12 protein-coding genes are annotated in these 12,273 nt (G+C 46.1%); 1 reads left to right on the forward strand and 11 read right to left on the reverse strand.

Features of this window, described 5'->3' with window-relative positions; all coding sequences use genetic code 11:
• Window positions 1-24: 24 nt before the first annotated feature.
• The 9 genes from NSQ38_RS28380 to NSQ38_RS28420 form a co-directional block, all read right to left on the reverse strand.
• Entirely contained in the window at window positions 25-1,893 is a 1,869-nt protein-coding gene (locus NSQ38_RS28380; RefSeq protein WP_339785409.1) for a PBP1A family penicillin-binding protein, read from the reverse strand.
• Window positions 1,887-2,627: a hypothetical protein gene (locus NSQ38_RS28385; RefSeq protein WP_338592377.1), complete on the reverse strand. Its 741-nt coding sequence runs from the start codon at window positions 2,625-2,627 to the stop codon at window positions 1,887-1,889. The genes NSQ38_RS28380 and NSQ38_RS28385 overlap by 7 nt, the downstream gene beginning before the upstream one ends.
• A gap of 98 nt (window positions 2,628-2,725) precedes the next feature.
• On the reverse strand, window positions 2,726-3,859 hold the full coding sequence (locus tag NSQ38_RS28390) for a HAMP domain-containing sensor histidine kinase (RefSeq protein WP_338592375.1): 1,134 nt from the start codon (window positions 3,857-3,859) through the stop codon (window positions 2,726-2,728).
• A 55-nt stretch (window positions 3,860-3,914) separates the two neighbouring features.
• Window positions 3,915-4,619 carry a response regulator transcription factor gene (locus tag NSQ38_RS28395; protein ID WP_026081203.1) on the reverse strand — a complete coding sequence of 235 codons (705 nt, stop codon included), beginning with the start codon at window positions 4,617-4,619 and terminating at the stop codon, window positions 3,915-3,917.
• A 26-nt stretch (window positions 4,620-4,645) separates the two neighbouring features.
• A complete protein-coding gene (locus NSQ38_RS28400; protein WP_339785411.1) occupies window positions 4,646-5,602 on the reverse strand; it encodes an aminoglycoside phosphotransferase family protein in 957 nt (318 codons plus the stop codon).
• A 57-nt stretch (window positions 5,603-5,659) separates the two neighbouring features.
• Window positions 5,660-6,163: a DinB family protein gene (locus NSQ38_RS28405; protein ID WP_339785413.1), complete on the reverse strand. Its 504-nt coding sequence runs from the start codon at window positions 6,161-6,163 to the stop codon at window positions 5,660-5,662.
• 400 nt (window positions 6,164-6,563) lie between these two features.
• Window positions 6,564-7,505 carry a YwqG family protein gene (locus tag NSQ38_RS28410; protein ID WP_339785414.1) on the reverse strand — a complete coding sequence of 314 codons (942 nt, stop codon included), beginning with the start codon at window positions 7,503-7,505 and terminating at the stop codon, window positions 6,564-6,566.
• 341 nt (window positions 7,506-7,846) lie between these two features.
• Entirely contained in the window at window positions 7,847-9,136 is a 1,290-nt protein-coding gene (locus NSQ38_RS28415; protein ID WP_036610695.1) for an ammonium transporter, read from the reverse strand.
• Window positions 9,133-9,552, reverse strand: coding sequence for a hypothetical protein (locus tag NSQ38_RS28420; RefSeq protein ID WP_338592364.1), 420 nt, complete (start codon window positions 9,550-9,552; stop codon window positions 9,133-9,135). Before NSQ38_RS28420 ends, NSQ38_RS28415 begins: the two co-directional genes overlap by 4 nt.
• Window positions 9,553-9,837: 285 nt before the next feature.
• On the opposite strand from NSQ38_RS28420, the gene NSQ38_RS28425 reads away from it, so the two are divergent.
• Window positions 9,838-10,329, forward strand: coding sequence for a DinB family protein (locus NSQ38_RS28425; RefSeq protein ID WP_339785416.1), 492 nt, complete (start codon window positions 9,838-9,840; stop codon window positions 10,327-10,329).
• A 115-nt stretch (window positions 10,330-10,444) separates the two neighbouring features.
• Here the strand turns inward: NSQ38_RS28425 and NSQ38_RS28430 are convergent, their stop codons facing one another.
• Together NSQ38_RS28430 and NSQ38_RS28435 are read right to left on the reverse strand one after the other, a co-directional pair.
• Complete coding sequence (locus NSQ38_RS28430) at window positions 10,445-10,948, reverse strand: N-acetyltransferase family protein (protein ID WP_339785418.1); 504 nt, start codon at window positions 10,946-10,948, stop codon at window positions 10,445-10,447.
• Window positions 10,949-11,044: 96 nt separating this feature from the next.
• Entirely contained in the window at window positions 11,045-12,145 is a 1,101-nt protein-coding gene (locus tag NSQ38_RS28435; protein WP_339785419.1) for a peptidoglycan DD-metalloendopeptidase family protein, read from the reverse strand.
• Window positions 12,146-12,273 lie beyond the last annotated feature (128 nt).

Here is a 12,273-nt window from a genome sequence, read left to right on the forward strand (position 1 = left end):
ACTATAGTCTCTCTCTCTTGCATTCTATTGGGTAGCACGTCTCATTACCGTTGCAAACAACTCCGCTGCAACACCACTTCCTGACCTCATATAATGTTTTGCATCCGTATGATCAAATCCCATCCAAACCGCCGCAGTCCAGTTACTCGTATAGCCCACAAACCACAGATCCCGATTGGCCTCTCTTCCCACACCAGGTAATGCAGCCTGTGTTGTTCCCGTTTTACCTGCTACCTTGTGTTGACCTAACTGTGCACGACTTCCTGTCCCCTGACTGACTACATTTTGCAGCATTCTGGTCATGGCATTCGCCGTGCTCGAGGAGATTACCTGCTTATTTTCCGACTTATGAGCATATATTGTTCGTCCACGGGAATCTGTAATCTTGCGTATCAGATGGGCTGTATTCAACTTACCATTATTCGCAAACACGGTATAGGCCTGAGCCATCTTCATTGGTGACACCCCCTGATGCACACCTCCCAAAGCAATCGAGAGGTTTAGATCTTCTTTCCCCAGTTCAATACCGAGTCGTGCCGCAAATTGATGTGCATCGTTTAGCCCTGTCTCATGAAGCAGCCATACGGCTGGGGCATTGATGGACTTTTGCAGGGCTTGGGACATGGATATTGAACCACTGTAACGCCCACCCAGATTGCTGGGGTGATAGTTGCCATAACTCATGCGTTTATCCGGTAGTATGCTCTCTGGCTTGAACTTCCCCGACTCCAAAGCAGGGCCATATGCAATAATTGGTTTAAAAGAAGAGCCTGGCTGCCGTGCATCCATAATCGCTCGGTTGATACCACCTTTTAAGGGATTACGCCCACCCATCATCGCTTTTACTTCACCGTTATGCTGGTCGATAATAACCATACTTGCCTGGACCTGCTCGTCTTGGCGATCATCGTGGAATCGGGTATTGTCTGCAAATGTTTCTTCCATCGCCAGTTGTGCCTGCTGGTCTAGCCCGGTTTGAATAACCCAACCTGCCGATTGAATCTCCGCTTCACTTTTACCTGTGAGCCGAGAAGCCTCCTGAATCACAGCATCCACGGCAGACACATATGCGGGCTTGCTCAAGCCCGGTGAAGTTGTTGCATTCAATACGGTTTCAGGCGGCGTGAAATCGACGTCACGGGCTTTGAGCATCTGCTTTCGTGTAATTAGTCCCTGTTCATGCATTAGTCCAAGGATAACGGCACGTCTTTGTTTGGAAAGTTCAGGATGATCTACTGGATTGTATATGGATGGACCTTTTGGCATTCCGGCCAATGTAGCAATCTGCCATAGTTCCAACTGGTGCATATCCTTAATTCCGAAATACCGCCAGGCTGCCGCCTTTACACCATACTGCTGGCGTCCCATGTAGATCTGATTCAGATACATTTCCAGAATTTCATCCTTGCTGTATTTCTTCTCAAGAGCCATTGCAATGGACATCTCATTCACCTTTCGACTCAACGTTTTATCCCCATTCAAGTACAGATTTCTTGCCAGTTGCTGCGTGATGGAGCTTCCTCCCTGACTCAGATTCATATGTATAATATCTTGCACTATGGCCCTGCCGAGACCGATGAAATCCAGTCCATCATGGTTGTAGAAACGTCGATCTTCTGTAGCCAAAAAAGCCATCTTTAATAAATCTGGCATGGCGCTCAGGTCAGCATATTCGGAAACCCCTTTGGTCTGCGTATGCAACCTCGAAATTTCGGTCCCCTCTGCATTCGTAATAAAGGTTGAAGAGGCCACCTGCATGGCCTCTGGATGATTTCGAATCATTCCTTCGCCATAAGTAATCAGATAGAGATAGAAAAAGGCCAACATCAAAACGACAACCACTGCTGTATCAAATACGGTATAAATCCATCGCTTGCTCCCGCGCTTCAACATTCAGGCTCCTTGTGTACCCGTTCCATTGAAACTTCGTGTTCCTGTCTATCTCGTTGTGTAATCTCCAGAGCATGTTGAAGCAGCAATGTCTGTTCATACGCGAACTTGACCCAATGCTGAACTTCCACCTCGTCCTGGCACCGCCCTTGGATGATCTCATCCAGAGAAGATTGAATACCGTAGAGAGTAAGTTTTATCGGTAAGTCCACCTGTGTAGAACTAGTTTCAGCATTCTCCTTGTCTTCTGCAATATGTTGCTGAAGTCCGGGTTGCTCATGCTTAATAGACGCTCCCTCTATCTCTCTTCTCTCCTGTTTCGGTTCTGATATGCTCAGCCCATCCTCATGAAGGAGAATAGCAATCGTATTCAGATTGGCAGCAATTTGTCGTAGTTCACCACCACTGAGAACATCAATTCTTCCAGGATGGTGGCCCAATGCAAGTTCGGCTGTTCCGCGCGCAAGTTGACTGAGATCTTCCGCAATCTTCTGGGATCGAATCCAGAAAAAGATCGCAAATACGGCTCCACCAATGAAGATGAAAAACGGCTTTGTTCCGATATGGTTGATTCCCCAGTTCATCATACGCGTTATCCATGCTGTATCAGGAAGGACATGGTTATGCGCAAATCGCAGCACATGATAAACGACAAAAAGGAGCGCTGCGCTCAGTAACGCGCTTGCTCCTCCAATGTATATGTATCTTAATCTTACAGTACTGAATCGGGTCTTCATATTCGGTATCCTCCTCTATACAACAATAAGTAATAGAGGTAGCATACCGAATATTTCTTAATAAGGAAGTAGTTAACTTCTTACCAAATTCTTAATTATTACTGCTCTTCGTAATTACTTGGCGGAGCAGCAGTTACAGGGAATCGGGTAACAAAATCCGTTCTGCCATTTTCACTGTAGGCAACGATACTTCCTCGATGTAATTCAATCATCGATTTGGCAATCGCCAGGCCGAGACCCGTACCTCCCGTTTCACGGGAACGCGATTTATCCACACGATAGAATCGATCAAACAGATGTGGCAGATCTTGTGCCGGAATCGGTTCACCATAATTACTGATGCGGACTACAGCCTCTTCACCTTCAAGGGCCAGCCCAATCTCCATTAGTTTACCTTGCGAACCATACCGAATGGCATTGCTGAACAGATTCTCATATGCTCGTACAAGCTCCCCAGGAGCAGCTTGTATCCATAGTGGCTCTTGCCCGCCAATGATCTTGTAGGTCATGCCAGCATCCTCCAGCATGGGAGCAAACTCTTCAGCCAGCTGCATTAGAAACGAATTCAGGTTCAACGCTTGCAAAGATAACGGAAGACTCCCGCCACTCACACGCGTATATTCGAATAAGTCATCAATCAGCTTGCGAAGAGTCAGGGATTTCTCATAGGCGATGCTAACGTAATAGCGCATCTCAATCTCATCCTGGTAGCGATCCTTCTCAATGTACTCCAGAAATCCCAGAATAGAAGTGAGTGGTGTTCTCAGATCATGTGATATCCCCGTAATCAGGTCGTTTTTGGCAGCAACTGCATTACGCTCTTCCTGAAGTGATAACTGCAATTGTTCAGCCATCTGATTAATGCTTGCAGCAACCACTCCGAATTCATCCGAGGTCTTCACTTCGATGCGATGGGACAGCTCTCCTTTGGCAACTTCCTGAATTCCTGCCGTAATTTCATCCAGAACTCGCATCACCTTGCGAGAGAACAGGAAAAAAAACAGCACAAAACTGAGCACGCCTACCACAATCATCAAAGGCACTGAACCAATATTATTCACCAACCACCTGATCCCTTGGGCCGGAATGGAATAATCCGGATACGTCTGAGCTTCCAGGATGGTCTGCCCCACCTGACTACCTCCGTACAAAATAACTGCAGTTAATATGCCACTCAGCAAAAATGCATAGATAAATTTCCATCGGACTGTATTAATCAACTTTGAATTCATAATAGGAACTCCCTGAATGTGTTCATGTCACATGACATCCTGTGGATGTACATGTTTATTGCGGTTTGATCATCTTGTAACCCACACCCCATACGGTCTGAATGAACTTGGGATGTTTGCTGTCGAGTTCAATCTTCTCACGAATCTTGCGAATATGTACCATGACAGTATTATTCGACTCCATGAATTCTTCCTTCCAGACCTGACGATAGATCTGTTCCATACTGAGTACTGAACCTTGGTGGCGAGCCAGTAATTCAAGAACAGCAAATTCACGCGGAGTCAGACGAACCGGCTGCTCATCCACCCAAACTTCATGTGTATCGGTATTAATGACCAGATCATCAATAACCCACTCGTGCTCTTTGTTCTCCCGACCTTCATTGAAGGTATGATACCTGCGCAGCTGAGATTTGGCCCGTGCCACAAGTTCAAGCGGGTTAAATGGCTTGGTCACATAATCATCAGCACCGATGCTTAGCCCTGTAATTTTATCCATATCCATACTTTTGGCGGACAGCATAATAATCGGCATTTTCTGCTCTTCCCTAATTTTCATACAAGCTTCGATTCCGTCCATATTTGGCATCATAACATCCAGAATAATAAGATCAATCGACTCTTTTTTCAATTGTTCCAGTGCTTCAAGCCCATCATTCGCAGTGAGAATCCGATAACCCTCGTTGCCAAAATAAATTTCCATCAGTTTAATAATCTCCTGCTCATCATCCACAAGCAGAATGGTTGCTGGCTGTGCCACGGCATTATTCCTTTCCCTTCCATAATTCATGATCTGTTCAAAGTATACCACCGAGGGATGAAACTGCGAAAATCATCGTGATCTTCACGGACACGCTCGATCTTGGTCATCATCTCATGTGTCTCTTCCGGCTTCACCTGCTGAATCCACACCACAGAAGACACCAGCGCCATAGCCGTATACAGTGAATACAATCTCCAGAATAACTCATCCGGTTCATTGCCATCGAAATAGCCCTGAATCTGACCTATGGAATATGGAATACTGATCTCCGAAGCAAACAAACCCAGCTTCAAAAATTCATGAATGGGATCCCCTTGATCATAACGATTAAAATCAATCACTCCTGCGAGCTTATCCTGCTTAACGACAAGATTGCTCGGGTGGAAGTCATCATGTTGAAATCCATCTGGACGATTTTTCATCCAACCGAGATGGTCTGCAATAAACGTTAGAATGGCCTGATCCTCTTTCATCACGATCGGGCACTGTTTATAACGCTCTACGTAACGTTGATGCTTCGTGCTCTTGCGTATGTACCATGATTCGGTCTGTTCCTCCATCGGCAACTTGTGAATCAGTTGTAGCTGCGCTCCTGCTTCAAAGCCAACCGCCCACTGTTGCTGTTCATTCAGTTGAGGCAGTCTCTCGGAAGCATCTTCGCCTTCAATGTAGCTAAGAATCATATATCCGTTCTTCTCATCCAATCTACCTGTGCCCAACGTTGCTGGACACAGTACACCTAATTGTTGCATGCTCTTCAAACATTGATATTCCCTTTGCTTCATCCATTCCTCAGCAACATCATATATCCTCACCAACACATGGCCTTGGCCAGGGACAAACATTTTGAATTTAGCATCCGCTGAATACCCCTTCATAACGGGTTCAATCCGTGTAGCCTGATCAAGTTCAGGAATCTGTTTTAACCTGTCAATCAACGTATTGTCCATCGATGCATTCCATGTATTATGTCTTTCCATACCAGAATCCTCCGTTATTTCACGTATAACGTGTAGTATCGTCGGTCTATTCCCACTTTAACCCATGATGCTTCCTATAACATGCTTATATGTATTCGATCTGTTTCTATTTAAAAAGTACTGGGGTTCTTTGCCCGTCAGGGTCAGCATCGTATACAATTGTCCCCTGTGATGATATACATGCCCCATTATCTCAAGCAACCACTCCAGCCGACTATAGGAAGCTCCCCAGTACGAATCCGTCACATGTAGTAACTCTTCCGTGTTAAACTGCCTGTAACGTTGGTATAGATACATCTGGTTATCAATCAGTGCCTGCTTGATCTCAGGGAGCGAATGCACCTGGTTCTCTGCATAGAATTGAGCCATCTCTTCCTCCGATGCACCTTCGGAAATATAAACATCCGCTCGGCAGATCACAGACAGATGGGCTAGTAACTCTCCAACAGGCCGTTTACCTTCAATTGGAGTCAAAGCCAAGTCTTCTTCCGACAACTGATCACATATATCAATCAACGATGTTACGGCCACGTCAATATGTTTGAACGCAGATTGAATCAACAGATACACTTCCTTTTTATCCCATTATACAGAACATATGATCGGTTATCAACCAAGATATCCCTCCCTAATATATACCCCAAATCTATATAAATTGAACAAAACATTTATACATAACGTAGAAGACAGAAAGGACCTGAAGAAGCAACGCGTTCGCCTACAAGCTTTCTGCAAGAAAGCTACATCGGAAGCATACGCTATCCCCGGATTTCCCCTTTATAAAAGGAATCAAAAAAATCTGGGGATAACAGCGATCGGAAGGTTGTTCTGTCATCGGAGTGTGCAGTGTAAATATTCTTTAGTTCAATTTATATAAACATCTACGAACAAAAAAGTCCTTCCTCCTTCTTATAGACGGGATTCAGGACATTTTGTTGCCTATATGAGTTCAAATCTTTGCTCAACTTGAGTATAACGAACAATACGTTTGCTCGAATCGTCCAGCCTCCAAGTCAGACTTGCGAATGAAAAATTGCAGCTCCCCGCAATCCCACCATTGGAAACCAATAGCATCATGTGTATCTATCTTCAACAGCAGCAGCGTATCGGATAGTTCCTGCCATGTCCGATCCTCATCACCGCCGTAATGCTTGGTCAGCTTCTTCTCACACTCCTGCTCATTATAATCGTACTCTTCTCCCAATGCGATCTGTAACAAGGCCCGATACTCGGCATCCGGATGCTGCCCGTCAGGATATCCAAACATTCCACCCCAATTCAGCGTACTCGGATGATTCCAGCTCGACTCGAACTCAAGGTATCGGTCATACAGACTCACTTCCGCTTCGGCCTCATCGGTCTCAAGCTGAGGCGGCGAGAGCTCATTCAGCGCGTTGGCGTCTATATATGCATATGTAGGAAACTCCAGATTAGGCAGTACAGTCACCGAATGTGCAACAAACGGGGCTCCATCCAGCGCGGTATCACCTTCAGGCTCTCGCCTTATTAGGTTATGAGAACTCGGTTCAAAAATCACACGATGTTCAATGGGACAAGCAGATTCATCCGTGCCAATGAAAAAGTATAACATTCCACGTTCAGGCAAAGTCCCGCGCCCATCATTCGGCGTATACGGCGACAAATCCACCAGGTTCAGTTGGGCCAGGAAAGTCATTGGAACCCCTTCTTGTGTTACGGGCCATTCCATGCGACTCGGCAAATCCGGATGCCCACCCACACGTGAGTTTCCTGTCCTGCGATATTCGTCCAGTGTGGATACATCGAGGCGAATTCCCCAGCGGCTTGAGGACAACAGCAGATCGGCAGCAACTCCCAAACCATATTCCTCAAGTGTTTTACGGGCTTTTCTGGTCAGACGTTCACATTGTTCTGGCTTAATCATATAGATCCTCTCCTTTTGACAATACACCTATGCTGAGACATATTCAGGTTCACACCTGTATATTCTTCCGCCCAGACGTCTTTCCCTGCTTCTATATAAATTGAACTTAAGAATATTTTACACTTACAACTCCGATGACAGAACAACCTTCCGATCGCTGTTATCCCCAGAATTTTTTTGATTCACCTTTGCAAAGGTAAAAATCCGGGGATAAAGGCGAACTCTTTGTTTCTTCAGGTTCTTTCTGTCCTCTACGTTCTCGTGTAAATGTGTATTTCAATTTATATAGAAAAAAGAGACTGACATTCCTTGTCAGTCTACTTCTTTATCCTATATTGCATTTAACGATTCGGATCAGAGGACTTTTCCTGGTAAGCACGCATATGCTCCTCACCATCCAGGAATTCATGGGCCTGATGGGCTGCCATCACACCATGATAGCTGATATCCAGACCCAGATCTTCCTCTTCTTCTGTCGAACGTACAGGCACAATTTTGCCAATCAACTTTAACCCGATCCAGGTCATGGCGAATCCCCAGATGACCAAGGCTGTAAGGCCAAGTGCCTGAACACCCAGCAACCTCCAGCCGCCGCCCATGAATAATCCACCATCCGTGGCAAACAGACCTACGGCAATCGTGCCCCACATCCCTGATGCGGCATGCACCGGGAAAGCACCAACTGGATCATCAATCTGCCGACGGTCCAGCCAGTTGGTGGCAGCCATCATCAATAAGCCGGATACGGCCCCAATGAATATCGCTGCTACATCGCCAACAAAAGCACAGCCTGCCGTAATGCCGACCAGTCCCGCAAGCGAACCGTTAATGACCGATGGTGCATCTGAACGATTGAAGCGGAATAACGTATACAGTAACGTAACCGCACCACCCGAAGCCGCAGATAACATCGTGACAATCGCAATGTGACCAATTCTTACATCCGTCGCGCTGAGTGTACTCCCAGCATTGAAGCCAAACCAGCCGAACCATAACAGAAATGCACCTACAGAGGCCAGTGGCAGATTGCTCGGAAGTGCGATGGCACTTACGCCAAGCGGCGTGTATTTTCCTTTACGCGGACCAATGATAATCGCAGCAGCGAGTGCAGAGAATCCGCCGAGTGCATGGATGACAGCCGAACCGGCAAAGTCCTGCATCCCCAGCTGACTAAGCCAGCCGCCGCCCCATGCCCAGTGTCCACCAATTGGATAGATGATCGCCGTCATCAATATGATATATAACAGGTAGGCACGGAAGTTGATGCGCTCGGCTACCGCTCCTGAAACGATGGAAATAACGGCAATGGTAAAGGCAGCCTGGAACAACCAGAATGTCTCCAGAGATACCGGTACGTCCAGATGAGACAAATCCCCATTCAGGAAAAATCCCGTTACTCCCGCAAAACCGCCAACGTCCGAACCATACATCAGTCCAAAACCGATGGCATAGAACAGTAACGTTCCAATCGTAATGTCAGCAAATACCTTCATAATAATGTTCACACTATTTTTATAACGCACAAAGCCAGCCTCGAGCAGGGCGAATCCACCCTCCATCAATAAAATCATCGCTGCACTCAGTACGACCCAGACCGTATCAATCCCGGTGCTTAACGTCTCCAAAGTCATGCTTGTACATCCTCCGTTTCACTAAGCTGTCTGAGCTCACGGATTGTTTCGGGCGCAAGCTCAATCTTGTCCCGCTCAATGCTGTCCGGATGCTTAATTCGCTCTGCGATCTGATCCAATTCACGTATGCGTCTGCGAATCTGTTCCATCTTGCGAAAACGTTCCTTCACCTGCACCATATACTCCACCGCCTGATGATGGGATGCGGGGCGTCCCGCAAACCATTTGCGTACGGGCGACAACGATTGATAAGCGATCTCTTCCGCTCGACGCTTTTGTTCGAACTGTTCGATCTTCTGTTTGAGCGTTTCGATCTCATTTTCTTTTTTGACCTTCAGCCGTTCGATAAGGTACAATAAATCGGACGATGATATTTGCAATGCTGTATGGTGATACACCTCGTCGATTACTAACATATCATGTCAGGACTCCTTACATATCAAGTTACTTGTACCGATTATAGTTTGCCGGGGTCTACCCGTCAATCTTTTTTTGGACTTGTGATGGATTTAAATGAACCGTTCATGGAGAACGGCTTTTTTTATTTGGCACAGATTACATCTAACAAGGCTAATCTTGCCCAGGTTCGCATTCACTCTTTCCATTCTCAATGCTTATAGAATAAGCATCCACTTTTGGGGTAATGAACATACACAGACTACCCGCATCATAGAACCTATATATAAGGAGAGGATTGCACAATGTTTACTCGTAATGACAATATACGCAACCAAATCTGGGAAGCAGTCTCGGGACTCGAAGAAGAACAATTGAACCAAAAACCTTCACCCCAACAATGGAGTATTATGCAAGTACTACGACATCTGAATTTGATGGAAAATGTAATTGGAAAACAAGCCCGCCTTGCCCTAGAGAAGGAACAGACGGTGTCTGTGGACAAAAAACCATATGAATTATCGTTGGACCGCAGCCGCTCCGTCGAGGCACCACCCCATCTTCAGCCTCCAGCAGCGCCTGAAGCACTTGCAGACGTACGCAGTGATCTGGACGAATCTCACCAAGCGTTAAACAACTTTGCATTGGATCATGATCCTGACCTGCTGCGCAGCAAGTCCTTTCCTCATCCCGTATTTGGTGAGATGGATCTTACCCAATGGATTGACTTTACAAGTTATCATGAGGAACGTCATCTGGGACAGATCCAAGAGATTAAACAGCAGCTTGGCGTATAAACACAACCTCCTTTTCACATAGCGAAGAATATAGTCTAACGACAAAAAAACCTCCAATCCTATTAATTTAGGTTGGAGGTTTTCAGTGTTCTTATGTTACGAATAAGAACGACACTTATATTTTTTTGCCCAAAATCGCCAGATCTCTATTCACACCATCCAACACGGCCACTTCGGGATAATATCCCCACTGTTCAAAACCATGCTTGCGCAATAACCCCAGACTCGGTTCGTTATGCCCGAAGACAAATCCGAGAATGGTTGTAATTCCAAGTGCAGGACATGCTGAAAATACCGTTTCGAGCAAACGTCCGCCAGCCCCAATTCCGCGGCATTGCTGATCCACGTATACACTGACTTCCACCGTTCCATTATACGCAGGGCGTCCATAGAACGAGCTGAGACTTGCCCAAGCTACCACATGCCCTGCCTGCTTCATCACCCAAAGCGGACGATGATCCGGTGAATGGTCCTCAAACCACGGAATACGCTGCTCCACCGTCACCGGCTCCAAATCCGCTGTTGCCATACGGCCCTCAATAGTGGAATTATATATTTCCACAATCCTCGGCAAGTCCTCCAGTCGCGCATATTCAATCTGCACATCTTCCAGTTTCATCGCTATTCCTCCATCATCTCAGATCGTTCTATTATCATAGAGGATATTATAACGGAGAAGAGAAGTTTTCGTCACCTCTAACATTCTGACAGAGAATTACTCTGGAAGTCCCTGTATTGTGTTCCCACGAGTGAACTGCTGACTCTGGTCTGCCCAACGAATGTTAATTGAGCGAGATGTGAACAGATCCGGGCCGTCCGACACTTGGAAATGCAGATGAGCTTCACTGGAGTTACCCGAATTACCGAGCTCACCGATAGGGTCTCCCTGCTTGAGCTTATCTCCTTTTTTGACCGAAACACTGCCTTCCTTGATGTGTCCTGTGATGCTGTATTCACCATTTCCATGATCGATCACCACATAGTTACCCGCCGGCTCTTCCGGATTCATGACACCCGGTACATTGTCCGGAATATCGTTTTTGATTTCGACGACTGTTCCGTCCGCAGCAGCATAGAGTGGTTCACCAAAAGCATAGTAGTTTTCGTTTGCCGTTGCCTCACCTTGATAACTTGAATTATTCTGTGTACGAACAATATCCAGGGCGTAGCGCTGGGTTTCATGCGCATAATGATAGTTGGACAACACATCATTGCCTCCCCAGAATACAAACCATTCCCCCTTCATGGGGAATTGGAACTCTGTTTTTGTGACTTTGCTGTCCGTATCCTCATAAGTTTCTAACGGCTGAATTAAGAGACCCTCTATCTGATTTTCTTCAGAAAAATAAACTTGAACACCTTTCGTTCCGGTTTGATCCTTCCAGCTATGCTCGGTTATTTGATTCATTTGGGCATCTACTACTAGCTCCCAAGATTCCACACCCTCCAGAAACTGGTTAGCAGCTTCCTTGAACTGCTCAAGCGTTAACGTTCCCTTCAATTCCGGAGAAAACTGACTGTAGATTGCATCCTTTGAACCGTTCATCAGCGTATCTATGAAATTGTCTGGTGTAACCATCGTGCTCACCTCTGAACTTGAGTTCTGCTCCTGATTCGAGTTCTCGCTCGCTTCATTATTGGACGCCTCTTCGGCTGACTGCTGCTCGGCCTGGTCGGAAGTAATAGAGTTACTGTTGCCGCAAGCAGACAGTATTACGCAAGCTCCAAGGGTAATCGCAAGCACCTTCCAACCCCTTTTATTCTGTAATTTCAAATGTGTATTTTGCTCTGATTTCAGATGACCTTCTCTGTTCATTCTCAACATCCCTTCTACTAATCGTTATACTTTCCAGTTAAGTGTACAGAATGAGTCTTATCCTTCGTCTAACCCCAACTTACCAGTAGCTAAACTCGTCTTGCCCTCTAACGCTGTATAATTAAGAT

Origin of the sequence: Paenibacillus sp. FSL R7-0313 (genome assembly GCF_037969885.1) — a bacterium.
Taxonomy (GTDB): Bacteria; Bacillota; Bacilli; order Paenibacillales; family Paenibacillaceae; genus Paenibacillus.